The sequence below is a fragment of the Bounagaea algeriensis genome (genome assembly GCF_054491375.1).
Window position 1 is genome coordinate 3909191 of record NZ_CM137102.1, and the last position, 23950, is coordinate 3933140.

Sequence of the window (23950 nt, forward strand, 5' to 3'; positions counted from 1 at the left end):
ATGCCTCTCCGGTCGATATCTTGACGCACCAGCACAGCGGTTTCCCGGGAGCCGAATCGGTTTTCCGAACCGATCCACCCGCCCGCGGGCTTTGTCTGGTCGATCACAGACGGCACAGGCGAGTAGGCCGGGAACATGTCGTGGGACTAGCATTCCAGAAAGTCAAGGCTTCAGTTCCGTGGCCGGTGACGAGCAGACAGCCGCACTCGCCGTGGGCGAACGCGGCCCGGACCATCCGGACCACGCCGTGACCGAACTGGGCCGTTCGTCCACCAGCGAGGTTGGAGGGCCTACCACCATGGCCAGCACCACCGCCTCCGCGGGAGCGCCTCCGCGCGCGGTCTCCAGGCCGCGCGCCAAGGGGACGTTCTACCGCGGCGATCCGGGTATGTGGTCGTGGGTCGCGCACCGCATCACGGGCGTGCTCACATTCTTCTTCCTGTTCGTGCACGTGCTGGACACCGCACTGGTGCGCATGTCGCCGAACGCCTACGACACGGTCATCGAAACCTACAAGCACCCGCTCATGATCCTGTTCGAGCTCGGGTTGCTCGCCGCCGTGCTCTTCCACGCGTTCAACGGCATCCGGGTCATGCTGGTCGACTTCTGGGCCAAGGGGGCGAAGTACCAGCGCCCCATGCTGTGGACGGTGCTGGTGCTGTGGCTGGTGCTGATCATCCCGGCGGCGATCAACCTGCTGAGCCGGGCCGTCACGGAATTCCTCGGGGGGCTGTGAACGATGAGCGTCACCGATGCACCGATGTCCGTCGACAAGCCGCGCTCGCCGCACCGGCGCGCCGCCCGCCGCAGCAACTTCGAGCTCTACAGCTGGTTGTTCATGCGGATGTCCGGCGTCGTACTGCTGTTCCTCGTGCTGGGGCACCTGCTGATCATGCTGTTCCTGGACGGAGGCGTGCAGCGGATCAACTTCGCCTTCGTCGCCGGCCGCTGGGCCTCCCCGTTCTGGCAGGTCTGGGACCTGGTCATGCTGTGGCTTGCGGCTCTGCACGGCGGAAACGGTTTGCGTACCGTCATCAACGACTACGCTCGCAAGGACGGAACCCGTTTCTGGCTGCAGACCCTGCTCAACGCGGCAGTGCTGTTGATCGTGGTCCTGGGCACCTACGTGATCTTCACCTTCGACCCGAACATCGGCTGACCGCGAACCGCAGCGTGGCGGCCGCCTCGGCGGCACCGCCACCAGCCCGAGGAGACGATCATGCAATTCCACACCTACGACGTGGTCATCGTCGGCGCCGGCGGCGCCGGCATGCGCGCCGCGATCGAGTCGGGCCAGCGCGCGCGCACCGCCGTGCTGACCAAGATCTACCCCACCCGCTCGCACACCGGCGCGGCCCAGGGCGGGATGTGCGCGGCCCTGGCCAACGTCGAAGAGGACAACTGGGAATGGCACACCTTCGACACCATCAAGGGCGGTGACTACCTGGTCGACCAGGACGCCGCCGAGGTCATGGCGAAGGAAGCCATCGACTCGGTGCTCGACCTGGAGAAGATGGGCCTGCCGTTCAACCGCACCCCGGAAGGGCGCATCGACCAGCGCCGCTTCGGCGGGCACACGCGCGACCACGGCAAGTCCCCGGTGCGCCGGTCCTGCTACGCGGCCGACCGCACCGGCCACATGATCCTGCAGACGCTGTACCAGAACTGCGTCAAGCACGGTGTCGAGTTCTTCAACGAGTACTACGTCCTCGACATCAACCTCAGCGAGGACGCGGACGGCAACCAGGTGGCCTCCGGCGCCATCGCCTACGATCTCGCCACCGGCGAGATCCACGTGTTCAAGGCCAAGTCCGTCGTGTTCGCCACCGGCGGTTTCGGCAAGGTCTTCAAGACCACCTCCAACGCGCACACCCTCACCGGTGACGGGATGGGCATCATCTACCGCAAGGGGCTGCCGCTGGAGGACATGGAGTTCTACCAGTTCCACCCGACCGGACTGGCCGGCCTGGGCATCCTGATCACCGAAGGCGTGCGGGGTGAGGGCGGAATCCTCCGCAACGTCGACGGCGAGCGGTTCATGGAGCGCTACGCCCCGACCATCAAGGACCTCGCGCCGCGCGACATCGTGGCGCGGGCCATGGCGCTGGAGGTCCTGGAAGGCCGCGGGGCCGGTCCGGAGAAGGACTACGTCTACCTCGACGTGACGCACCTCGGCGAGGACCTGCTCGAGGAGAAGCTCCCGGACATCATGGAGTTCTCCCGCACCTACCTCGGCGTGGAGCCGACCACGGAGCTCGTGCCGGTCTACCCGACGGCGCACTACGCCATGGGCGGCATCCCCACGAACATCGAGGGCGAAGTGCTGCGCGACAACGAGAACACGGTGCCCGGCCTGTACGCGGCCGGCGAATGCGCCTGCGTGTCCGTGCACGGGTCGAACCGGTTGGGCACCAACTCGCTGCTGGACATCAACGTGTTCGGCCGCCGCTCCGGCATCGCCGCCGCCCAGCACGCCCTCGAGCGCGAGCACGCGGAGCTCCCGGAGAACCCCGCCCAGCTCGTCGAGGGCATGGTCAACCACCTGCGGACCGCCCACGGCGGCGAACGCGTCGCCAACATCCGCACCGAGCTGCAGCAGACCATGGACGCCAACGCGTCGGTCTACCGCACCGAGGAGACGCTGAAGACGGCGCTGCGCGACGTGCAGGCGCTCAAGGAGCGCTACGGCCGCGTCTCGGTGCACGACAAGGGCTACCGGTACAACTCCGACCTGCTCGAGGCGGTCGAGCTCGGCTTCCTGCTCGATCTCGCCGAGTCGCTGGTCAACGCCGCGATCGCCCGCAAGGAATCGCGCGGTGGGCACGCGCGCGAGGACTACCCCGACCGGGACGACGTGAACTTCATGCGGCACAGCATGCAGTACAAGCTGCTGCCCGAGCAGGAGGACCCGAACGCCCCGCTCGGGTTGACCGGTTTCCAGTCCGACCTGCAGTTGGACTACAAGCCCGTCGTCATGACCCGGTACCAGCCAATGGAGCGTAAGTACTGATGACAGCAGCCACCACTACCGCCAGCAACGGCACCGTGGACCTGCCGGAGGACGCGCCGCCGGTGCCCGAGGGCGCGACCATCGTCACCGTCAAGATCGAGCGGTACAACCCCGAGGTCGACGAGGACATGCGCTGGGACACCTTCCGCGTCCCCGCGCTGCCGACGGACCGGGTGCTGAACCTGCTGCACTACATCAAGTGGTACTTGGACGGGACGCTGACCTTCCGGCGGTCCTGCGCGCACGGTGTGTGCGGCTCCGACGCCGTGCGGATCAACGGCCACAACCGGCTGGCCTGCAAGGTCCTCATGCGCGACATGTTCGCCAAGAAGGGCGAGACCACCCTGACGGTGGAGCCGATCAAGGGCCTTCCGGTGGAGAAGGACCTCGTGGTCGACATGGAGCCGTTCTTCGAGTCGTACAAGGCCATCAAGCCGTACCTGGTGACTTCGGGCAACGACCCGACGCACGAGCGCATCCAGTCGGTGGCCGAGCGGGAGCGCTTCGACGACACCACCAAGTGCATCCTCTGCGCCGCGTGCACCTCGTCCTGCCCGGTGTACTGGTCGGACAACCAGTACTTCGGTCCCGCGTCGATCGTCAACGCGCACCGGTTCATCTTCGACAGCCGGGACGAGGCCGCCGAGGAACGCCTCGACATCCTCAACGACATGGACGGCGTGTGGCGCTGCCGCACCACGTTCAACTGCACGGACGCGTGCCCGCGCGGCATCCAGGTCACCAAGGCCATCCAGGAGGTCAAGCGGGCGCTGATGTTCCGCCGCTGAGGCGTTGCCGCCGCCGCGGTCGGAGCTGCCTTCCGCACCCACCGGGCTCGTTCACGTTTCACCTGCGCGAGTGAGGTGAAGGACTTTTCTCGAGAAAAGTTCCCGACTTTTCTCGAGAAATGTCCCCACCGGTGGGCGCGTTGTCCGCCCGGCGTGGCGGTTTCAATCCGACGGGCTCGAGGTGCTCCCGCCCGCGGCGGCGTGCCGTGCCGCGCGGGCGGCGCGCAGCCCGCGCCAGCCGAGCACGCCGATGATCGTGCCCAGCACCAGCGAGACACCTCCGATCACCAGGTGCACGATCAGGTAGGACGTGGGCGCCCCGGCGAGGTCCCACGAACGGTCGCTCGCCCAGATGTTGCGGATGAAGGTGGGCCACAGCAGGTAGCTCCACACCCCGAACGCGAGCAGGAACAGCGCTGCACCACGAGAGAGTTTCACGCCCCCCCAGTGTCCCGCCCGCCACCGGGATGAACGGCCGTGGGGCGCACGCGTGGAACTCCGCGCCGTTTCGGGTGGCGATTTCCGGTCGAGTCGGCGAGGGCCGCGGACGTCCGTCTAGGCTTCGCTCCGTGCCTGCTTCCACGCGTGACCAGCTCACTGCCCGTCCATCGCGGCCGGCCCTGCGCACGCTCGGCGCAGCCGCGCTGGCCACCGCACTCGTGTTCGGCGGCACCGCGGCGGCCGCGCAGGAAGCGCCGTGCCCCGCCGCCGCCCCACCACCGCCGGTGGACAGCTCGGAAGTGCCGCCGCCCGGGCAGCCGGAGCCCTCCCCGCTGCCCGTGCCCGAACAGCCCGTCGGTGGCGAGCGCCTCGGCGAGTGCGGCTCCGTGCTGCCCGCAGGCGTCCCGGCACCTCCGGAAGAGGTGACCGCGGCGAGCTGGGTCCTCGCCGATCTGGACAGCGGTGAAGTGCTCGCCGCGCACGACCCGCACGCGCGGCACCGCCCGGCCTCCACGATCAAGGTGCTGACCGCGCTGCTGGCGGTGCGGGAGCTGGACCTGTCGCGGCAGGTCGTGGCCACGCAAGAGGACGCGAACATGGAGGGCAGCCGCGTCGGGTTGGAACCGGGCGTGTCCTACACCGTGGAGGACGTGCTCGCCGGGCTGCTGTTGCAGTCCGGCAACGACGCTGCGCACCTGCTGGGGCGGTTGCTCGGCGGCCCGGACGTCGCTGCGGAGAAGATGACCCGGCTGGCCCAGCACCTGGGCGCGCGGGACACGCGCGTGGCCACGCCGTCCGGGCTCGACGGTCCGGGGATGAGCACCTCCGCCTACGACTTGGCACTGGTGTACCGGGAGGCGATGGAGGAACCGGACTTCGCGCGCATCGTCGGCACGGAGCGCACCGAGATACCCGGTCCGCCCGACCAGCCGCCGCTGGAGGTGCGGAGCAACAACCAGGTGCTGCTGAACTACCCCGGCGGGATCGGCGGCAAGACCGGTTTCACCAACGACGCGCGGCACACGTTCATCGGCGCGGCCGAGCAGGGCGGACGACGGCTGGTCACCGTGCTCATGCACGGCGAACAGACCCCGGTGCGGCTGTCCACGCAGGGTGAGCGGCTGCTGGACTACGGCTACGGCATGTCCGCCGCCGAACCTGTGGGCAGGCTGGTCACCCCGACACCGAGCCCCACCGCGACGGACGGGCGCGGCCCGGGCGAGGGCGATCGTGCCGCCGCGGCCCCGTCGGCGGGCGACACGGCTTCCCCGGGTGTGCAGTCCTGGGCCTGGCCGGTGGGGCTCGCCGCCGCGGTGGCCGCCGTCATCGCCGCCGTGCTCGCGGTGCGCCACCGCCGCGCGCGTCGAGCCCATCGCGAGTGATGCGCATCAACGCCCGTCGGCAGTGCTCCCGTCGGCGGTACTCCCGTCGGCGGTACTCCCGTCGGCGGTGCTCCTGGCGGCAGTAGCTCCCGTCAGCAGTGCTCCTGTCGGCGGCGAGAGGCCGGTCGCGGCGGCTGCGGGCGAGCACAACTGAGCTGTTCCGGCGCGCCAGCGCCCAGAGGTCCCGCTGCCCGCCCTCCAGCGGGCGCTCCGCATCCGGAACGAGTGCCTACCTCAGCGCCGCCGCCGCGCGAGGAAACCCGCCAGCACGCCGAGGCCGAACGCGCCGGCAGCCAGTCGCGATCCCGCGCGTTCGGACACCACCGGGCGGATCACGGTCGGTCCTGGCGGTTCGGGCGGCAGCAGCGCCTGGTTCTCCCGCGCGCTGGCGGTCCACGCGGTCACGAACAGGACGAACCGCGAGGTGAGGTTGGCGAAGACGAGCAGCCCGAGGATCGGGCCGAACGCGGCGCCCGCGGGCGATTCGGTGACCCTGCCCAGGTAGTACACGCCGACCTGCTTGAGGATCTCGAACCCGATCGCGGCGAACAGGGCGCCCCACACGGCGCTGCGCAGGGTCACCGGTTTCCGCGGCAACCGGGTCAGCACCCAGAGGAAGACCAGCCAGCTCGCCGCGACGGACACGAGCAGCGTCAGGATCCACGCCCCGACGCTCGCGGCAGCCGTGCCACCGATGCCGAGCAGGGTGAACAGTTGACCGCTGAGCCCGCCGAGCGCGCTGATGCCGAAGCTGATGCCCAGCGCCAGGCCGAGCCCGACCAGCGCGAGCAGGTCCACGCCGATCCGGGTGAGGAAGGACAGCTGCACCGGGCTCTGGGTCCACTGCGCGGTCAGCGCCGCGCGCAGGTTGGTCATCCAGCCGAGTCCGGAGTACAGCGCGGCGAGCAGACCGATCAGTCCGACGGCGCCGGCTCGTTGCACCGCCTCGTCGACGACCCGTTCGAGCATGGTCCGGATGGCCGGGTCGGGCACGGCCGTGGCGATCGATTCCCGCAGCTGGCTCAGCAGCTCGGGATTGCCGCGCAGCACGAACCCGGCCGCGGCGAAGACGATCATCAGCAGCGGCACGAGCGCGAGCACGCTGAAGTACGTCAACGCAGCGGCGTAGTAGTCGCCGTACTGCTCCTGGTACCGGTTCCAGGATGTGACCAGACGGTCGAGCCGCGGGTACCGCGTGCGCCAGACGGTCAGCCGGCTCGGCCTGTCCTGCTGGCCCTCCTTCGTCGCCACGGCAGCACCCTCCTCCACGGCGGCATCCTCGCCGAGGCAGAGTACCGCGGGATGATCAGTTCAGCTGCTCGACACGAGCAGACCCACCCGTTCGAAGACGGGGCCGAGGGTGCGCGTGGCGACTTCGCGGGCTCGTTCCGCACCCCTGTTGAGGACTTTGTCCAGCTCCGCGGGGTCGTCGAGGTAGCCGTGCACCTTCTGCTGGAACGGGGTGACGAAGTCGGCCACGACCGCGCCGAGGTCCTTCTTCAGGTCGCCGTAGCCGCTGCCCTCGTAGGCCGATTCGAGATCGGCGATGCTGCGCCCGCTCAGCGCGGAGTGGATGGCCAGCAGGTTGCTCACGCCCGGCTTGGCCTCCGGGTCGTAGCGGATCTCGCGTTCGTTATCGGTGACCGCGGAACGGATCTTCTTCGACAGCCGCTTGGGGTCTTCGAGCAGCTCGACGAGCCCGCCCGGGACGGACTTGCTCATCTTCGAGGTGGGGTCCTGCAGGTCGTAGACGCGCGCGGTGTCGCAGGGGATGTGCGCCTGCGGCACGGTGAGCGCCTCACCGAACCGGGAGTTGAACCGCTGCGCCAGGGTCCGGGTGAGTTCCAGGTGTTGGCGCTGGTCCTCGCCGACCGGCACGGCGTCGGTCTGGTAGAGCAGGATGTCGGCCGCCATGAGCGCCGGGTAGGTGAACAGACCGACGCCGACGTGGTCCTCGCCCTGGCGCGCCGACTTGTCCTTGAACTGGGTCATCCGGCCGGCCTCGCCGAAGCCGGTGAGGCATTCCAGCACCCAGCTCAGCTGCGTGTGCTCCGGCACCTGGCTCTGCACGAACAGCGTGCAGCGCTCCGGGTCGATGCCGAGCGCGAGCAGCTGCGCGGCGGAGCGCCGGGTGCGCTCGCGCAGTTCCGCGGGGTCCTGCGGCACCGTGATCGCGTGCAGGTCGACGACGCAGTAGAACGCGTCGTACTGCTCCTGCATCCGGATCCATTCCCGCAGGGCACCGAGGTAGTTGCCGAGGTGGAAGGAGTCGGCGGTGGGCTGGATGCCGGAGAACACCCGGGGCCGGGCGCCGGCTCGCTCGGCCGGAACTGAACTGACGCTGCTCACGGGGGCGATTCTCGCAAGGCCGGCTGCGGCGGCGGCACCGGGTTCGGCCCGCATCACTGCTTGCGCTGGTTCTCCGGGTGGACCTTCTTCTTGCGGAAGACGCCGGCGACCATGCCGGCGACGCCCAGCCCGACGGCACCCAGGCCGACCGGGGTGCTCAGCGACTCCAGCGGACCGGGTTGCTGTGCCAGCGCCGCGTGGACGGGGGCGGCGGCAGCCGTGGCGGCGGTGGCCACGGACGCACTCGCCACACCGGCGCTCACCACGGACAGCCGGATGCTCCGACGAGCGATTCGGCTACGCACGAGCACGCCTCCTCGACGAGTCTTCGCACAGGGTCTTCGCACACGGGTCGTGTCTACCAGAACCCGAAGGACACTCTTTCGGGTTAGGAAAATGACCCACTGGCGAGGTCACCACAGCGAGATCCTCACGGTGAGGTCATCACAAGGCAGTGATGATATTGATCCCGGCAGCCGCCTCCACCAGGGGCTGCGGGGGTCGCCCCAGCAGCTGGTCACCGCAGCGCTCGCACCGTTCGACCGGCGGCACGGCCAACGCGTCGCAGCACCACGACCACTCCCCGTTCGACGAATGTTCCAGGACTGTTCACCCGAATCACCGCGTGTCGTTGCAAAGACTTCTGCGGTCTCGTCGAGCGCTCGCGGTGACGAGCGTCGAAACGGCGAGCCGTCGGCTGCCCCCGGCAGGAGCGACCGGCAGCGACGCAAACCGAGCACTGCTCGGGGAGCGGGGTGCACCGCACGAGCTCACGCGCAGAGCACCCCGATCCCCTGCACGGCACTGATCCCGGCACGGCACTGATCCCGGCACGGCACTGATCCCGGCACGGCACTGATCTCGGCACGGTGCTGATCTCGGCCCGGCGCTCGGACCGGACACCACCGGACCCCGGGACGCCCGGGACGGGCGCCCCGGAGCAGGCGGACACCGACCCCGGACGCCCGGGACGGACCACCACCGAACCGGCCACCGGATCGGCGCGTCCGCCGACCTCGGCCGGTTCAGGACGTCGCGGTGGCGATCGGCTGGTACGTCGTCCCGCGCTGCCGCGCCGGACGGTCGATGCGCCCGGCCAGCTCGTGCAGCTGCTCGATGGTGCGCTGCGAACCGTGCTCCGAGCCGGCCATCCGGCTGATCGTCTCCTCCATGAGCGTGCCGCCGAGGTCGTTGGCACCGCCCCGCAGCACCTGCAGCGTGCCCTCGTCGCCGAGCTTGACCCAGGAGCACTGCACGTTCGGCACGCGGCCGTGCAGCAGCACCCGCGCCATGGCGTGCACCGCGCGGTTGTCCCGCGCGCTCGGGCCGGGCCGCGCGATGCCCGCCAGGTAGATCGGCGCGTTGCGGTGCACGAACGGCAGCGGCACGAACTCGGTGAAGCCCGCCTCGCCGTGCTCGGCGGCGGTGTCCTGCACCCGCGCCAACGTGCGGAAGTGCCCGAGCCAGTGCTCCGGGTGATCCACGTGGCCGTACATCATCGTCGACGAGGACGGGATGCCCAGCCGGTGGGCGGTGCTGACCACGTCGATCCACTCGGCCGCCGGCAGTTTGCCCTTGGTCAGCACCCAGCGCACGTCGTCATCGAGGATCTCAGCGGCGGTGCCCGGGATGCTGTCCAGCCCGGCCCCGGCGAGTTCGGAGAGCCACTCCGCGATGCTCACCCCGGCCTTGGACGCGGCGCTGACCACCTCCATCGGGCTGAACGCGTGCACGTGCACGTCGGGAACCCGCTGTTTGACCGCGCGCACGAGGTCGGCGTAGGCGCTGACCGGCAACCGGGGGTCGATGCCGCCCTGCATGCACACCTCGGTCGCGCCGAGCCGCCAGGCCTCCTCGGCGCGGTCGGCCACGTCCTCCGGCGCGAGGCGGTAGCCGTCGGCGTCGCGCTCGCGCTGCGCGAAGGCGCAGAACCGGCAGCCCACGTAGCAGATGTTCGAGAAGTTGATGTTGCGGTTGACCACGTAGGTCACGTCCTCGCCCGCCGTGTCCGCGCGCAGCCGGTCGGCGATGCCCGCCAGCGCGTCGAGCGCCGGACCGTCGCAGGTCATCAGGGCCATGGCCGCATCGGCGTGCTCGTGCTCCAGCAGGCTGGCCGGATCCGACTCGGCGCGCTCCAGCGCGGCCCGCACGTCGGTGTCGAGGCGCTCCGGCGTCCGCGCGGTCGGCACCTGCGCCCGCAGCTCGTCCCAGTCGCCGTAGACGGTGTCGAAGTCGCTGCGCTTGTCCTCGCTGCGGCCGACCGTGTCGATGGCGGTGTGCAGGTCGGTGCGGCCGATGGACTCGAACCCGCCGTCCGGTTCCTGCCATTCGCGGCCGGTGACCTCCGCGTCCGCCTCGGCCAGTCCGTCCTCCCCCGCGAGGGCGTCGACGTGCGCGGCCACGCGCAGGTCCAGCCACTGCGTGCTGTCCCCGGCCAGTCCCTGCCGCACGTAGCGGGGGTAGGCGGTGAGGCGTTCGCGCAGCTCGTAGCCGCCGCGCGCGGTCTCGGCACGCAGGTCGTCGATCTCCGGCCAGGGCCGCTCCGGATTCACGTGGTCGGGCGTCACCGGTGAGACACCGCCCCAGTCGTCGATGCCGGCGCGCAGCATCAGTTGCTGTTCGGCGCCCACCAGGTTCGGCGGTGCCTGCACGCTCACGCCCGAGGGCATGAGCAGCCGCGCCACGGCGATCGTGGCGGCGAGCTCGTGCAGGTCGGCATCGGGCATGCCGCGCATCGCGGTGTCCGGTTTGGCCCGGAAGTTCTGCACGATGATCTCCTGCAGGTGCCCGTACTGGCGGGCGCTGCTGCGCAGGGCGTGCAGGGACTCGGCCCGTTCGGTGGTGTTCTCGCCGATGCCGAGCAGGATGCCGCTGGTGAAGGGCACGGCCACGCGTCCGGCGTCGGTGAGGGTGCGCAGCCGCACCCGGGGTTCCTTGTCCGGGCTGCCGTAGTGCGGCCCGCCCTTCTCGCTGAACAACCGTTCGGCCGTGGTCTCCAGCATCATGCCCATGCTGGGGGCCACGGGTTTCAGCCGCGTCAGTTCCGACCAGCTGAGCACACCGGGGTTGAGGTGCGGCAGCAGGCCGGTTTCCTCGAGCACGGCGATCGCGCACGAGCGCAGGTAGTCCACTGTGGAGGAGTAGCCGCGCGCCTCGAGCCAGTCGGCGGCCTCCTGCCACCGGTCCTCGGGCCGGTCGCCCAGGGTGAACAGGGCTTCCTTGCAGCCCTGCCGCGCACCCTGGCGGGCGATCTCCACGACTTCTTCGCGTTCCAGGTATGGAGCGTCCACTTTGCCCGGAACGGTGACGAACGTGCAGTAGTGGCACCGGTCGCGGCACAGCTTGGTCAGCGGGATGAACACTTTGCGGCTGTAGGTGACGATCCCGGCGCGGTCTTCGGCGAGCAGGTGCGCGTCCCGCGCACGGGAGGCCGCGCCGAGCAACGTCTCCAGGTCGTCACCGCGCGCGTGCATCAGCGTCGCTGCTTCGGTGCTGTCGAGCGTGGCCCCGTCGGTGGCCCGTCGCAGTGCGCGGCGCATCGCCGAGGCGGTGGGAGCCGGGTCCTCCGGGGCTTGTTCGTGTGCTGACATGGCGCCGACTGTATGCGGCTGAGCGGCCCCGCGGGCATTACCTGAAAAGTGCCCCGGGGCTCGTTCGAAGAGCGGTACCCACGTGCGGGTCGACAGCCCTCGCACTTGCGCTGGTCACCGGTGTGCGTCGGCGCCCGGCGCGACACCCGCCCGCCGCAGCGCCCGCGTGTCGGGGCGAGGCGGGTGCTCGGACGGGACGCACAGCCCCGCAAAAAATACCGTCATCCTTATGTCTTGACATAAAGGGTGGCATGGGACACAGTCCGTGCAACCGCGCAGCGTCGACGGTGCGCAGCACCCGAACCCAGCTGCGGACGACGCCGGCAACGCCCGACGAAGACCCCGCGCGGCGCACCACTGCCCGACCGAGTGGAGGTAGCGCTCATGAGCGGCGCCACGACGAGCCCCGACCGGAGACCCCTGCCCGCCGATCGCCCGGGACCGCACTCCAAACGCCTGAGCGCGGTCGCCTTCGTCGCGACCATCGGCGGGCTGCTGTTCGGCTACGACACGGGCGTGATCAACGGCGCGGTGGATCCCATGACCACCGACCTCGGACTCACCCCGGTGACCGAGGGCTTCGTGGTCAGCATCCTCATCTTCGCCGCCGCCTTCGGCGCGGCGGTCGGCGGACGCCTCGCCGACCGGCAGGGCCGCCGGGCCAACATCCTCATGCTCGCCGGGGTCTTCATCATCGGCACGCTCGGCTGCGCCCTGTCCCCCACGTGGCAGGTGCTCGCCGCGTTCCGCTTCGTGCTCGGGTTCGCCGTCGGCGGCGCCTCCGCCACCGTGCCCGTCTACCTCGCCGAAGTCGCCCCGGCGGAACGCCGCGGCAGCCTCGTCACCCGCAACGAGGTCATGATCATCACCGGCCAGTTCGCGGCGTTCATCATCAACGCGCTCATCATGACCGCCTGGGGCGAGCACACCTCGGTGTGGCGGTACATGCTCGTCGTGGCCGTGCTCCCGGCGTTCGCCCTGCTGCTCGGCATGCTGCGGATGCCCGAAAGCCCCCGCTGGCTGTCCGCGAAGGACCGCGACGGCGACGCGCTGGCCGTGCTCAAGCAGATCCGCTCCCCGGAACGCGCGGAAGCCGAGATGACCGAGGTCCACGAACTCGTGCAGGAGGAGCGGCAGGCCCGGCGCGGCGGGTGGTCCGACCTCGCGGTGCCGTGGGTGCGGCGGCTGGTGGTCATCGGTGCGGTGCTCGGGATCTTCCAGCAGTTCACCGGCGTCAACTCGATCATGTACTACGGCACGCAGCTGCTGCAGACGGCCGGCTTCTCCGGCGACGGGGCGATCATCGCCAACACCGCCAACGGGCTGTTCAGCCTCCTCGGCATCACCGTCGGCATCATGCTGATCAACAAGCTCAACCGCCGCACCATGTTCCTCGGCGGCTTCGCGCTGATCACCCTGTTCCACGCGCTGTCCGGGGCCGCGGCGCTGCTGCTGCCGGACAACGCGTTCAAGCCCTACGCCATCCTGGTCTGCCTCGTCGGATTCGTTTTCTCCATGCAGGGCACGCTGGGACCGCTGGTGTGGCTGATGCTCTCGGAGATCTTCCCGCTGAAGATCCGCAGCTTCGCCGTCGGCGTGTGCGTGTTCGTGCTGTGGCTGGCCAACGCCTGCGTCACCTTCGGTTTCCCGCCGGTCGTCGACACCCTCGGGATCGCGCCGACGTTCTTCATCTTCGCCGCGGTCTCCGCGGTCGGCATCCTGTTCGTCCTCACCGCAGTGCCGGAAACCCGCGGCAAGACGCTCGAGCAGTTCGAGGAGGAGTTCCGCACCCGACACGGGTGAGCCGCGCATTCCGCGAGAGCGGTGGGATCCGCGGAATATTCCCGGCTCGGAAAGAGCAGCGCGCGCACACCTTCGTGGCACCTTGCTGGATCACTGCGGGCGAGCGGTGTGATGATCATCTCGGCCATTCCTCCCGACCGGGAAAACGGCCCGCCGATCCCAGCACACCCGCAGCACCCGAGGAGCCGCAGTGTCGGAAAGCATCGCGAAGATCGAGATCGAGATCCAGACGGCCACGAAGGACCGCGCATCGGACACCTTCGACGCCGAACCCGACGTCGGATACTCCGAGAACCGCGTGTTCCTCGGCATTGGCGGACGGGAATTCGCCTGCGCCACGGAGGACGAGGATTTCCGCACCGGGAAGACGGACACGTTCGTCTTCCCGGTGGGGATTCGAACGTGCGCAATCCGGCGATCAACGACCCCGACGGCATGCTCCTCGAGGAGATCCACCGCCACCCCGTGTACCACTGACGTTTTCCTGTCAGGTTGTGAGTTGTGGATGATCCAGTCCGGCGTGGGTGAGGAAGCTGGTCAGTAGGCTGGATCGGCGTTGGAGTCGAGTGAGTCCGACGTGGACAGCAGTGGTGAGTTCGTCGAGGGTGCGGGCGGCGAGGTTGGCCAGAGCGGTGCGTTTCAGGCTTGACCAGAGCCCTTCGGTGGGTTGAGGCCGGGGCGCGGGCAGGTATTCCACCTCGAGCCAGGAGCGGGCGGCGATGGCTCGGCGCATGCGGTGGCTGCGGTGGGCGTCCAAGCGGTCCCAGATCAGGATCAGCGGGGTCTGTAGCTGCTGGTGGGCTTGGTCGAGCAGGCGGATCAGTGCTGTGTCGTGCCACCAGCCGCGTCGGGTGCTCCTAGAGCAATCGTGGAGTGTGGCCGGGTCGATAACAACACAGGGCCGCCAGGGACAGTTTCGGCTGACGCCCCTTGACCACGGGCAAATACCGGAGTCTGACCGGCTGGCGATGATCCGACGAACCCGGGTCAGCGTCCACCCGTCGGTGGCGAAGCCAGACGCCTGCGCACCTGCCTGCAACACCGCGCGCAGGCGAGCACGCTGCTCGACCGTCAAGCGGCACTGCGCTCCCGGCGTGCCCGTGCTGGCCAGCGCGTCGCACCCACACAGCCACCGGCGATACCGTGCTGACCGTCTGCTGGGACACCTGCAACACCCCAGCGATCTCCGACTGAGACCACCCACCCTGCTCAAACAACTCCGCCGCAGCCAGCCGCTGCTGCTCCTGCTCACGGGTATGCACCGCTGTCGGTTTCCCTGCCTGCATACTCCCGACATAACCCCGCACCTTGATCAGAAAACATCAGTCAGTCGATTTGCATTGATCAGCCACTTCCTGTTCAGGATCGAGTGATTGGTGATTTTCTTGTGCTCTTTACCGTGCAACTGTGTTGACCAGTGATGATCGAATTCTGACGACGCACACGGGAAGTTTGCCGCGCCCGGGCGAGTTGGCCGAGTTGATGGTCGCTCGCGAGTCCGAGACGCTAAGCCAAGATCAAGTGGACCGGTTGTCTCTGTTGGCGCGGCAAGCGACGGAATCGGTCCTGCGTGATCAAGCCGGCTGCGGGATCGATGTTGCCAGTGACGGCGAGCAGGGCAAGATCGGTTACGCGACCTACGTCAAGGAGCGTTTGACGGGCTTCGACGGCGAAGTGGGTGCGTTGGGCCTGGCCGATCTCGATGACTACCCGGAAATTGCCGAGCAGGCCTTAGCAGGGTTGGTCACGAGCACGCCGTCGTGTACTGGCCCGGTGCAGTATCAGGGCGGTGACGTGCTGCACCGCGAGCTCAAAGAGCTGCGCGCGGCTGTCGACGTGGCTCAGGAAGCTGAAGGCGGTCGCCCGCAGGAGGTGTTCGTGCCGGCCGCCTCGCCCGGCGTGATCGCGACGTACTTGGGAAACCAGTACTACGACTCGCACGAATCCTATCTCGGGGCACTGGCTGAGGCCATGCGCGCCGAGTACGAAACCATCGCCGAGGCCGGCTTCATCGTCCAGATCGACTGCCCGGACCTGGCCATGGGACGGCATGCCCAGTATGCCGACTGCTCCACGGCCGCCTTCCGCACAGCGATCGCCGAGCATGTCGAGGCGTTGAACACGGCCGTGGCCAACATCGACCCGGATCAGCTGCGGATGCACCTGTGCTGGGGCAACTACGAATCGCCCCACCACCGCGACGTCGAGTTGACCGAGATCCTCGACATCGTGCTGCAAGCCCGGCCGCGCGGACTCGCGGTGGAAGCCGCCAACGCGCGGCACGCCCACGAATGGCGCGTGTTCGAAGACATCCCCTTGCCGGAGGACAAGGTCCTCATTCCCGGCGTGATCGACACGTGCAGCAACTACGTCGAACACCCCGATCTGGTCGCGGAACGGATTGAACGTTACGCCTCGGTCGTCGGTGCCGAGCGCGTCATCGCCGGCACGGACTGCGGCTTTGCGAGTTTCGCTTCGTTCAAGCCGGTCATGCCGCGGCTGGTGTGGGCCAAGCTCCGTTCGCTCTCCGAAGGTGCACACCGGGCATCTCAGCACCTGTTCTCCCGCTCGACAGTCGTGGCCAGCTGATCGTGGTCGCCGCACCGCGAGAAGGGACGGTTCCTGTGAAAGTTGTTTTCATCGGCGACGTCGTCGGAACCGAGGCCGCTCAGTGGGTCGCCTCCCGTGTTCCCCGCTTGCGCGAGGAGCTCGGCGCCGACTGGATCATCGTCAACGGTGAGAACTGCGTGGTCACCGGCCCACTGCCGCAAGACGGCTTCGGGCTGACCACCGAGATTGTGGACATGCTGCTGGACAGCGGTGTCGATGCCATCACCGGTGGCAACCACTCCTGGGATGGGCCCGAGGTCGACAAGGTCCTGGCCTACGAGCGCGTGGTGCGGCCGGTCAACGTCGACGAGGAGCGCGGCCAGGGCGTGGTTACGCTCAAACGCGGAACCGAGGCGTTGACCGTGGTCAACCTGCTCAGCCCAACCGCGGCGCTGCCCGGGATGCATGCCCCGCAGCCCTACCCTCTGTGGTCGTCCTGGCAGGCCTTGTGCGCCGAGGAGTCGTTGCCAGGCCGGGTCCTCGTGGACCTGCACGGGGAATCGCCGTGGGAGAAGGCCTCGTTCGCCACCGCCCTCGACGGGCAGGTCGATGCCGTGCTGGGCACCCACACACACGACCCCACTCTGCGAGGGCATGTCCTGCCGGCCGGCACCGGCTATGTTGCTGAAGTGGGGATGACCGGCAGACTCGGCTTCACCGGCGGCGGGTTCGACCCGGTTCATTTCGCCGCAGCACTCCGTGGTGAGGACGTCACCCGACTGCCCGCCTACGAACTCGCAACCGGCCCGTTGGCCCTCGGTGCAGTCCTGGTGACCCTCGGCGAGCATCAGGGAGTCCACACCATCGAGCGCCTCGATTGAGAAACCGCGTCGGCCCCGGGACGGGAGACCGTCCCGGGGCCGAGTGTTCACCGGTTCCGTCCCCGGCAGTAGATCACTCCCAACTCGACCGACTCCACACCCTGAGTGCGAATCCAATCCATATTAAGTCGGGTAGCAGGGAGGAACTGCCCCTCCCGGCTACCCGACTCTCTGCGGCGAAAGTTGCTCACCCGGTTGTGCTGCCGACGATGTAGGTGGCTCCCGACACCGCAAGCATCACCACCGCGAGCGCAACGAAGCCCCACATGAGCCGTTTGCGCCAGCCAGCCGCTCCTGCGATCATCAAGCCGATCCCTGGGGTCCAGACGAGTAGCCACACCCCGAATATTGCCCCTATGATTCCTTCGTTTGTGACGCCAGGGCCAGTTTCAGGATCGGGATCGAGATATTTCAGGCTTCCCGCCAGGGACGGGATCCATACCAACAGGCTTACCAGGACAAGGAAAGCGCCAATTGATATCGACACCATTCTCAGTGGATGGTTTCGAGGGTGTTTATTGGCATCGTTGTCGTTTCGGCTAGTCATGTCAGTGTGCACCTTGGTTGCCAGTCATGATTCGAGCCATGGCGTCCCGAGACTGATGTTGTTGCCAGTAGTCTCCGTGCTCGCCGTCGGGGGAAGTCGGAAGAACGTTCCCGTCAAACTCTGGTTCAGTCGGGTCGAGACCAAAGGCTGCGAAGTCAGGTTTTCCGGTCCAAACGGTTGATCCCCACCGGGTCAAGGTATCCGACCAACGTGTGAGCCCGCTCTCTCTTCCGTGGGGTTCGCATGCGCAGGTGAGTCCGGAGTACTATCGATAGGGTCGTTTCCGGCCTTACCGGCCCACACGTGGTCGGCGGGGACGTCGAGTGGGTGTGCTGTGTCAACGCCGACGCCGGGGCTGCCGAGGAAGACGATACTGTCGGCGTAGCTGCCATCGGTATTGTGAGAAGTTTCTCCGACGACTGTCGAGCCGTAGCTGTGCCCCACGAGGGTGTTGTTGGACGGGGTGTCGCTTTCATGTGTAGCTCGAAGGCCTTCTTGGAACTCGCTGAGGTCGGGTGCTGTATTCTCAGCGTAGCCGTACTGACCGGCGTGCGGGAATATGTGATTCGGTGAGTCATAGCTCGCCCACGTGATCGCGACATTGTTTTGACCGGGCGCCATCTGGTTGGCCCGCTCCACCACGTTTTCGTTTTCCTGTACATAGTCGGTAACGTCTTGAAGGTCGCTGTACGTGCCAGGCGTGAGCGTTATCGTATTGTCGGCATAGTCCGGATTGCCTTGTGCGACGATCGCTTGTCCGCGATCGTTCGCGGTGGAGTCGATCCCGAGCAGGTAATATCCGCTTTGTTCAGCGGAAGGGCCGAGCTTTTCCTGCAACTGATCGATGCCGTCAAGCGCCTCTTGCAGCGGCTGGATGACGTGTCCCTTGGCGTTGTCGCTGTGGCCGTGCTTGCGGAAGTCCTCCTTCATCGCCTGCTGAAGCCCGTTGATCTTATTGACGATGGCCTGACGCTGTGTCGCCAGGATCGAACGGTTGGCTTCGTCCCGGGCGACGGCGGGTACGCCGTTCGTGCTGCCGACCATCTGCGGGTGCCGATCGATGAGGTCGGCTCGTTGGGCGGTGGACATCGACGACCACGCGGCGTTGACGGCGGCTGGGTTGCCGATGGAGCTCTCGAACATGCTCTTGGTGGCTGCGGCCGAGCTGGACTCCATCGCGGTGGCAGCGTGTGCCAGCCCGCCAGCGGCGGCGCTGGATGGTTGTACGCCAGCTTCGGCCCACTTCTGAGCCTGGCCGATGCCCTGAAGTTGCGCCTTGACTTTGTCCAGAGCATTCACGAACGTCTCGTGGGCGGCTTTCTCCTTCTCCCGCGCGTCCGGTCACGGTGGACTTGGCTTCCTGCCAGGCGGCTTGTTGGCGCTGCTGCTCGGCCATAGCGGCCTCGTAGGCGGCAACGTCCTGCGAATGCTGCTCGGCCTGGGCAGCGTTCATCCGTCCCTGTGGCGGTTCGGGCTTGCTCACCGTGGGTGCCTTCGGCGGCAGGATGAGATGCGCGCCCATGAGCTTCAACCCGCCCTCGCGGGCCACCTGCTTGGCCTGCTCCATCCGGGCCTGCACGGTGTCGAGCTCATCAGCCCACATCTCGTAGGCACGGATCATGCTCGGATAGACCTCGGCAGCGCGTCACCGTCGGTGCCCTGTGTCTTCGCCCAGCCCTGGAACGCCTCCGAGGCGGAACCCTCCCATTCGCCTTCGGCCCGAGTGCGTGCCTGGTGCGCGCCGGTGGCTGCGGTCTCGGTGCCTCCGCCGAGCTTGCGCAGTTCCTGCGCGAACGAACGCGCCTCGCCGGGGCTACCGGCGACGAAGCTGTTCAGCGTCATCGGTTGTCACTGCCCCAGGTTGTGGAAGAGTCCGGCGTTGCTGTCGTCGGTCGAGGCGTAGTCGGCCTTGTTGGCATCCAGGTCGGCGGCACCCCGGTGCAGGGTCTCGACGTAGCCGGCGGTGACCCGCAGCAGATCGGCCACCGTGGCATCCGCGGCCGCGCTCGACGGTCCGAGGTCCGGCGACGCGGGCGGTTGTGCCTGCCCGAGCTCGCTCGTGGACCGCTCGATCCCACCGGTAAGCGCCGACAAGGTCGCCGGAGCAACCCGCACGCTCACGGAGCCTCCCCACAGCCCGTTGATCATCACCGGGAACGCACCGTATCGAACAAGCTACGAGTTCGGGTGCGGGTTTCTACTCATTCCCGCGTGATCACTCGGGCGGAGCGGCGGACCCGGGAAACGAGAACGCCCCCCGGCTGGACCGGGGGGCGAACCGTGCTATTTTGAACCTGCCAAGGAATCAAAACGCAGGGCTGAGCATACCGCCCGGAAGTTGCTCCCGCTACACCGCCCCACGCACGGTGTAGGCACGGTGTCAGTCGTGGCCGACGTTCACAGCGCCGAGTACCCGGGTCAGAACCGGTGAAGCTGGAGCGCGCGAACGTGTCGTTCTCGGAGCACCCCGCGACCGGTCTTGGAAGCGTCGCGCGCAAGCTCCGCCGAACATGCCTCCCATCGCAGACTCGGCGGTAACCCCGGCGCTGTCGAGCCGTAACAAGCTCGACGGGTGAGCGTTCCCCCCTTCTTCTGTTGGACGGGTACGCGTTCAACGCGCACCCGCCGAGCGCAGGGGGATCGACGTGCCTCACCTTGCCTGCCCGGGTTGCCGCGGCCGAGATGGTTGCTTCGTCTTCTGACGCAGCAGGATCGAACCAGGCAAGCGCTACGACCGGTGCAGTCCTGCTCGCCGTAGCGTGTGGCGCTGTCGAGGGCGTCCGCGGGTGACCACACCGTCTGTTGAGCCTGCCAACGTCACCAGCGGCCACCCGAGCACCGATGAGCACACAGGGCCGGTGGCTGCAAGGACATGCCCAACCGACGGCGGAACACCAGAGCCCGCAACCGTGGGTCCGCCTGTGCGGCCCCGAAAGGTCCCCTACCGCTCCTCCAGCCCGGGCACGTCGAACGTCGCCGTCACCGGGGCGTGGTCGGACCAGCGCTGGTCATAGCTGGGCGCCTTCTCGATGGTGATGTCCGCGGCCATCTCCGCCAAGCCGGGCGTGGCCGCCTGGTAATCGATCCGCCAACCGGAGTCGTTGTCGAAGGCCTTGCCGCGGTAGGTCCACCACGAGTACGGGCCGGGTCCTTCGGGACGCAGCCGGCGCAGCACGTCGACGTAGCCGAGCTCGCCGAACACGCGCGTCATCCAGGCCCGCTCCTCGGGCAGGAACCCGGCTTCGTTCTGGTTCGCCTTCCAGTTCTTCAGGTCGATCTGCTGATGCGCGATGTTCCAATCGCCGCACACCAGCACTTCCCGGCCTTCCGCGGCGGCGCGCTCGCGCAGGTTCGAGAGGTGGTTGAAGAACTCCTTCAGGAACCGCTCCTTCTCGTCCTGCCGCGTCGTGCCCACATCGCCGCTGGGCAGGTAGAGACTGGCGACCGTCAGCCCGGGGAAGTCGGCCTGGACGTACCGGCCGCTGCCGTCGAACTCGGCCGAGCCGAAGCCCACGCGCACTTCGTCCGGTTCGGCGCGCATGTACAGCGCCACCCCGGAGCGCCCCTTGTCCGAGCTCGGCGCGAGCACCGTGTGCCAGCCGGCGGGTTCGATGACCTGCTTCGACAGCTGGTCGTGCTCCGCCCGCGTCTCCTGCAGGCACACGACGTCGGCCGCGGTGGCGGCCAGCCACTCGACGAAACCCTTGCGCGCCGCGGCGCGCAGGCCGTTGACGTTCACGGTCGACACAGTCAGCACGGCCCACACGGTAGCGTCTGCCGAAACACCGTCCACCGGCCGGACGGCGACTGCTCCGCTGCACGCTGGAACGGTTCCAGTGTGCGCGGATTTCCGCCCGCGGCACCGAAAAGCCTACTTGTGAGTAAGTAAATTCTCCTCCGCCGAAGGGATTCGAATCCGGCCGGACGTGCACTAGGATTCCCGCGGGTAACGCGGTTGTCGGCGCACGACTTCCGCAGCGGCGCACCAGCAGTCTTTTCGCGGGAGGTTACGACGTGGCCACGGGCGGCATCGCCGGACAGGCGGGCGGCGGCTCGACGGCGCGGCGGTTGGTCCTGGGCAGCCAGCTGCGGCGACTCCGCGAGGCCAGCGGGATTTCGCGCGAAGAAGCAGGCGAGGCCATTCGCGGCTCCGGCTCGAAGATCAGCCGGATGGAGCTCGGACGCGTCGGATTCAAAGAACGTGACGTGACCGACCTGCTCCGGCTCTACGGAGTCGACTCGGACGAGGAGCACAAGTCCTTCGTGGACATGGTGCGGCTGTCCAACGAACCCGGGTGGTGGAACCGCTACAACGACCTGATGCCGACCTGGTTCCAGGACTTCGTGGGCCTGGAGGAATCCGCCTCCCGGATCCAGACCTACGAGCTGCAGTTCGTGCCCGGTCTGCTGCAAACCGCCGAGTACGCCCGCGCGGTCGCGCTCGGTGGTCGTCCCGACGCGCCGCCGGACGACATCGACCGCCGCGTACGCCTGCGCGTGCAGCGGCAGCAACTCCTCACCGGCGACAACAGCCCGCACCTGTGGGCGGTGATCGACGAGTCGGTGCTGCGGCGCCCCATCGGCGGGCGGAGAGTGCTGCGCGAACAGCTCGAGCACCTCCTCGAGGTCACGAGCAGCCCGCACATCTCGCTGCAGGTGCTGCCGTTCGACCTGGGTCGCTCGGGCGCCGAGGGGGCCTTCACGCTCCTGCGGTTCGGCGAGCCGGAACTGCCGGACATCGTCTACCTCGAGCACATGTGCGGCGCGCTCTACCTGGACAAGGCCGACGAGGTGGAGCAGTACAGCAAGGCCAGCCACCGCCTCGCGGTCGACGCGCGCACCCCCGAGCAGACCCGCGACCTGCTGGCGCAGCGGCTGCGGGAGCTGTAACCGGCCGCTCGCGGTATGCCCCTGCGGGGTATCCGTCCCTGCGAACGGCGTCCTCCGTTCACGTCAACGCGGCCGTTCGGATGAGAGCACGGCGCTCGTGCTGACCAAACGTGCACGCCTCGCGGGTCAGCGCTGGGCCCGCCCAGTGATCGCGATCTCAGCCGCGTGCACGTGCATTCACGCGTGCACTGAGTCCTGCTACGGTCGGCGCCTGTTGCGTGCACGTGCAGATGAGCGTGCAGAGGGAGTCGGCGGAAAGGAACAGGCACCTCGATGGCAGAGATCCACAACGGCATGTCGGCCGAGCTGTTGCCCACGAGCTGGCGACGCAGCCGATACAGCGGTGCGGTGGGCAACTGCGTCGAAGTGACGGAACTGACCGACGGCGGTGTCGCCGTGCGCAACTCCCGGCACCCCAACGGCCCCGCTCTGATCTACACCCGCGCCGAAATGGCCGCGTTCCTGCACGGAGCCAAAGACGGCGAGTTCGACGACCTCGTCTCCTGACATCCGATCGTTGCCCTCCCGAGGAAACGGTGGCGCCATGAACGAGATCACCTGCGACCTGCAGGGATTGACCGCCTGTGGCTTCGAGTTCGCGCACCCCCGGGATGCCGGCGGCGCTCTCGTCGCCGTGGTCGGCCTGCGTGTGCTCGACGAAGCCATCGACGTGATCAAGCTGTTCGGCGAGGACGACGCCGAAGCGCTGCGCGTTCCCAGCGACGAGGCCGACATCCTGTTTCCCGGCCGCGTGCTGTGGCGAGCCGCCGGCAGCAGCGACGAGGTGATCGAGGAGGTCCTCGCCCTGGACGCCGCGTCGACGCGGCACCACATGCAGCCGACCGGGTGCTGGCCACCCGCCCCGGCGCACCCGGTGCCCGCTTCGGCCTGAAGCCGAAGCGCTGCGTCCGCACGCTCTCCGCCGGGTTCTGGTCGTCGCACGGTCCTGGGCCCCGAGGACCAGCCCCACGGGCGCCCACCCCCGACGGCGCCCCCGAGCCGGCGGGCTCGGCACCCCGAACGGCGCGGTCGGCACGTTCCGCCCGCGCTGGCCGAGCCCGCCGCTTCATCCTCCACCCACCGGGCCTGCTCGCCCCCGCCGGCACAATTTTCATGAAAATTGTGTTGACCGATTCAGTCCGGCATCGCGCCGTGGCCTGGGCAAACACGGGAGCGAGACGGAGCCTCGGGTCGCTCGTTCAGGCATTGCTGGTCTGTTCGGGCGACAAGTTTCTGAATCGTTCAACTTCCGATGCCGCCAAGTCGGAACGTTGAAACTTATACCCCACGGGGGTAATGTATGTGGTGCGCCTCGGGGAGACTTCCCGAGCGAGTGAGCGAAGCACCCGGGGAAGCCGAGCCGCCCGGAACAGCCGAGCAACCCGGGGAAGCCGAGCACCCCGGAACAACCGAGCAACTCGGAGGAACCGAACAACCCGGAGGAACCGATCAACTCGGAGGCACCGGGCTTCCAGGAAGAAAACCAGCAGGAGGAACTCGTGAGCACCACCTACGTCGTCGAAGGCATGAGCTGCGACCACTGCGTCCAAGCCGTGCGCAGCGAGCTCGGTGAACTCTCCGCGGTCAGCGACGTGGCCGTCGACCTCTCCAGCGGCCGCGTCACGGTCACCGGCGAGGCCGCGGAGGACTCCGTCCGCGAGGCCATCGCCGAAGCCGGCTACGAAGTGGTCGGCAAGGACTGACCCCGCCCGACGGTCG

24 protein-coding genes and 1 pseudogene are annotated in these 23950 nt (G+C 68.2%); 13 read left to right on the plus strand and 12 right to left on the minus strand.

The window, feature by feature from the left end; genetic code table 11:
- Nucleotides 1–298 precede the first annotated feature (298 nt).
- From sdhC to ACVGV2_RS17740, 4 genes are read left to right on the plus strand one after another with little or no spacing between them, the layout of a single operon-like run.
- Nucleotides 299–736, plus strand: a complete 438-nt coding sequence (gene sdhC, locus ACVGV2_RS17725; RefSeq protein ID WP_459163476.1) for a succinate dehydrogenase, cytochrome b556 subunit — start codon at nucleotides 299–301, stop codon at nucleotides 734–736.
- Between the two features lie 3 nt (nucleotides 737–739).
- Complete coding sequence (sdhD, locus tag ACVGV2_RS17730; RefSeq protein ID WP_459163477.1) at nucleotides 740–1159, plus strand: succinate dehydrogenase, hydrophobic membrane anchor protein; 420 nt, start codon at nucleotides 740–742, stop codon at nucleotides 1157–1159.
- Nucleotides 1160–1219: 60 nt separating this feature from the next.
- Entirely contained in the window at nucleotides 1220–3010 is a 1791-nt protein-coding gene (gene sdhA, locus ACVGV2_RS17735; protein ID WP_459163478.1) for a succinate dehydrogenase flavoprotein subunit, read from the plus strand.
- On the plus strand, nucleotides 3010–3798 hold the full coding sequence (locus ACVGV2_RS17740; RefSeq protein WP_459163479.1) for a succinate dehydrogenase iron-sulfur subunit: 789 nt from the start codon (nucleotides 3010–3012) through the stop codon (nucleotides 3796–3798). Before sdhA ends, ACVGV2_RS17740 begins: the two co-directional genes overlap by 1 nt.
- 162 nt (nucleotides 3799–3960) lie before the next feature.
- Here the strand turns inward: ACVGV2_RS17740 and ACVGV2_RS17745 are convergent, their stop codons facing one another.
- The gene (locus ACVGV2_RS17745; protein ID WP_459163480.1) at nucleotides 3961–4236 is read right to left on the minus strand and encodes an SCO4848 family membrane protein; all 276 of its coding nucleotides are present in this window, start codon (nucleotides 4234–4236) and stop codon (nucleotides 3961–3963) included.
- Between the two features lie 131 nt (nucleotides 4237–4367).
- Here ACVGV2_RS17745 and ACVGV2_RS17750 point away from each other — a divergent pair, with 131 nt between their 5' ends.
- Nucleotides 4368–5621, plus strand: a complete 1254-nt coding sequence (locus ACVGV2_RS17750; RefSeq protein ID WP_459163481.1) for a D-alanyl-D-alanine carboxypeptidase family protein — start codon at nucleotides 4368–4370, stop codon at nucleotides 5619–5621.
- A gap of 234 nt (nucleotides 5622–5855) precedes the next feature.
- On the opposite strand, the gene ACVGV2_RS17755 is transcribed toward ACVGV2_RS17750, so the two are convergent.
- The 4 genes from ACVGV2_RS17755 to ACVGV2_RS17770 form a co-directional block, all read right to left on the minus strand.
- Nucleotides 5856–6872, minus strand: a complete 1017-nt coding sequence (locus tag ACVGV2_RS17755; protein WP_459163482.1) for a YhjD/YihY/BrkB family envelope integrity protein — start codon at nucleotides 6870–6872, stop codon at nucleotides 5856–5858.
- A gap of 60 nt (nucleotides 6873–6932) precedes the next feature.
- A complete protein-coding gene (trpS, locus tag ACVGV2_RS17760) occupies nucleotides 6933–7919 on the minus strand; it encodes a tryptophan--tRNA ligase (protein ID WP_459166045.1) in 987 nt (328 codons plus the stop codon).
- A 104-nt stretch (nucleotides 7920–8023) separates the two neighbouring features.
- The gene (locus tag ACVGV2_RS17765; RefSeq protein WP_459163483.1) at nucleotides 8024–8275 is read right to left on the minus strand and encodes a hypothetical protein; all 252 of its coding nucleotides are present in this window, start codon (nucleotides 8273–8275) and stop codon (nucleotides 8024–8026) included.
- Between the two features lie 720 nt (nucleotides 8276–8995).
- Entirely contained in the window at nucleotides 8996–11560 is a 2565-nt protein-coding gene (locus ACVGV2_RS17770) for a bifunctional FO biosynthesis protein CofGH (RefSeq protein WP_459163484.1), read from the minus strand.
- Nucleotides 11561–11944: 384 nt separating this feature from the next.
- On the opposite strand from ACVGV2_RS17770, the gene ACVGV2_RS17775 reads away from it, so the two are divergent.
- Nucleotides 11945–13363 carry a sugar porter family MFS transporter gene (locus ACVGV2_RS17775; RefSeq protein WP_459163485.1) on the plus strand — a complete coding sequence of 473 codons (1419 nt, stop codon included), beginning with the start codon at nucleotides 11945–11947 and terminating at the stop codon, nucleotides 13361–13363.
- 190 nt (nucleotides 13364–13553) lie between these two features.
- Nucleotides 13554–13907, plus strand: a complete 354-nt coding sequence (locus tag ACVGV2_RS17780; protein ID WP_459163486.1) for a hypothetical protein — start codon at nucleotides 13554–13556, stop codon at nucleotides 13905–13907.
- On the opposite strand, the gene ACVGV2_RS17785 is transcribed toward ACVGV2_RS17780, so the two are convergent.
- Complete coding sequence (locus ACVGV2_RS17785; protein ID WP_459163487.1) at nucleotides 13851–14438, minus strand: transposase; 588 nt, start codon at nucleotides 14436–14438, stop codon at nucleotides 13851–13853. The two genes, ACVGV2_RS17780 and ACVGV2_RS17785, sit on opposite strands and share 57 nt — an antisense overlap.
- An 82-nt stretch (nucleotides 14439–14520) precedes the next feature.
- A pseudogene (locus ACVGV2_RS17790) lies at nucleotides 14521–14649 on the minus strand (helix-turn-helix domain-containing protein); the annotation flags it as partial.
- Nucleotides 14650–14770: 121 nt separating this feature from the next.
- On the opposite strand from ACVGV2_RS17790, the gene ACVGV2_RS17795 reads away from it, so the two are divergent.
- On the plus strand, nucleotides 14771–15952 hold the full coding sequence (locus ACVGV2_RS17795; protein WP_459163488.1) for a cobalamin-independent methionine synthase II family protein: 1182 nt from the start codon (nucleotides 14771–14773) through the stop codon (nucleotides 15950–15952).
- A 2-nt stretch (nucleotides 15953–15954) separates the two neighbouring features.
- Nucleotides 15955–16794, plus strand: coding sequence for a YmdB family metallophosphoesterase (locus ACVGV2_RS17800; RefSeq protein WP_459163489.1), 840 nt, complete (start codon nucleotides 15955–15957; stop codon nucleotides 16792–16794).
- A gap of 187 nt (nucleotides 16795–16981) precedes the next feature.
- Here ACVGV2_RS17800 and ACVGV2_RS17805 read toward each other — a convergent pair whose 3' ends face one another.
- From ACVGV2_RS17805 to ACVGV2_RS17825, 5 genes are all read right to left on the minus strand, one after another.
- Complete coding sequence (locus ACVGV2_RS17805; protein ID WP_459163490.1) at nucleotides 16982–17341, minus strand: hypothetical protein; 360 nt, start codon at nucleotides 17339–17341, stop codon at nucleotides 16982–16984.
- 192 nt (nucleotides 17342–17533) lie between these two features.
- Nucleotides 17534–18640, minus strand: coding sequence for an alpha/beta hydrolase (locus tag ACVGV2_RS17810; RefSeq protein WP_459163491.1), 1107 nt, complete (start codon nucleotides 18638–18640; stop codon nucleotides 17534–17536).
- A 318-nt stretch (nucleotides 18641–18958) separates the two neighbouring features.
- Complete coding sequence (locus ACVGV2_RS17815; RefSeq protein WP_459163492.1) at nucleotides 18959–19183, minus strand: hypothetical protein; 225 nt, start codon at nucleotides 19181–19183, stop codon at nucleotides 18959–18961.
- Between the two features lie 6 nt (nucleotides 19184–19189).
- Nucleotides 19190–19462, minus strand: coding sequence for a hypothetical protein (locus ACVGV2_RS17820; RefSeq protein ID WP_459163493.1), 273 nt, complete (start codon nucleotides 19460–19462; stop codon nucleotides 19190–19192).
- A gap of 820 nt (nucleotides 19463–20282) precedes the next feature.
- A complete protein-coding gene (locus ACVGV2_RS17825; RefSeq protein ID WP_459163494.1) occupies nucleotides 20283–21098 on the minus strand; it encodes an exodeoxyribonuclease III in 816 nt (271 codons plus the stop codon).
- Nucleotides 21099–21355: 257 nt separating this feature from the next.
- Here ACVGV2_RS17825 and ACVGV2_RS17830 point away from each other — a divergent pair, with 257 nt between their 5' ends.
- From ACVGV2_RS17830 to ACVGV2_RS17845, 4 genes are all read left to right on the plus strand, one after another.
- Nucleotides 21356–22231, plus strand: a complete 876-nt coding sequence (locus ACVGV2_RS17830) for a helix-turn-helix domain-containing protein (protein WP_459163495.1) — start codon at nucleotides 21356–21358, stop codon at nucleotides 22229–22231.
- A 273-nt stretch (nucleotides 22232–22504) separates the two neighbouring features.
- A complete protein-coding gene (locus ACVGV2_RS17835; protein WP_459163496.1) occupies nucleotides 22505–22738 on the plus strand; it encodes a DUF397 domain-containing protein in 234 nt (77 codons plus the stop codon).
- A 37-nt stretch (nucleotides 22739–22775) separates the two neighbouring features.
- Nucleotides 22776–23123, plus strand: coding sequence for a hypothetical protein (locus tag ACVGV2_RS17840; RefSeq protein ID WP_459163497.1), 348 nt, complete (start codon nucleotides 22776–22778; stop codon nucleotides 23121–23123).
- 607 nt (nucleotides 23124–23730) lie between these two features.
- Nucleotides 23731–23934 carry a heavy-metal-associated domain-containing protein gene (locus ACVGV2_RS17845; RefSeq protein ID WP_459163498.1) on the plus strand — a complete coding sequence of 68 codons (204 nt, stop codon included), beginning with the start codon at nucleotides 23731–23733 and terminating at the stop codon, nucleotides 23932–23934.
- The last annotated feature ends 16 nt before the right edge of the window (nucleotides 23935–23950 follow it).

What these genes read in the sequence shown, in the direction of transcription:
- ACVGV2_RS17770 (WP_459163484.1), bottom strand. Translation starts at nt 11,560, where the DNA reads ATGTCAGCACACGAACAAGCCCCGGAGGACCCGGCTCCCACCGCCTCG.
- ACVGV2_RS17815 (WP_459163492.1), bottom strand. Translation starts at nt 19,183, where the DNA reads ATGACGCTGAACAGCTTCGTCGCCGGTAGCCCCGGCGAGGCGCGTTCG.
- ACVGV2_RS17805 (WP_459163490.1), bottom strand. Translation starts at nt 17,341, where the DNA reads ATGACTAGCCGAAACGACAACGATGCCAATAAACACCCTCGAAACCAT.
- ACVGV2_RS17775 (WP_459163485.1), top strand. Translation starts at nt 11,945, where the DNA reads ATGAGCGGCGCCACGACGAGCCCCGACCGGAGACCCCTGCCCGCCGAT.
- ACVGV2_RS17840 (WP_459163497.1), top strand. Translation starts at nt 22,776, where the DNA reads ATGAACGAGATCACCTGCGACCTGCAGGGATTGACCGCCTGTGGCTTC.
- sdhA (WP_459163478.1), top strand. Translation starts at nt 1,220, where the DNA reads ATGCAATTCCACACCTACGACGTGGTCATCGTCGGCGCCGGCGGCGCC.
- sdhD (WP_459163477.1), top strand. Translation starts at nt 740, where the DNA reads ATGAGCGTCACCGATGCACCGATGTCCGTCGACAAGCCGCGCTCGCCG.
- sdhC (WP_459163476.1), top strand. Translation starts at nt 299, where the DNA reads ATGGCCAGCACCACCGCCTCCGCGGGAGCGCCTCCGCGCGCGGTCTCC.
- ACVGV2_RS17740 (WP_459163479.1), top strand. Translation starts at nt 3,010, where the DNA reads ATGACAGCAGCCACCACTACCGCCAGCAACGGCACCGTGGACCTGCCG.
- ACVGV2_RS17835 (WP_459163496.1), top strand. Translation starts at nt 22,505, where the DNA reads ATGGCAGAGATCCACAACGGCATGTCGGCCGAGCTGTTGCCCACGAGC.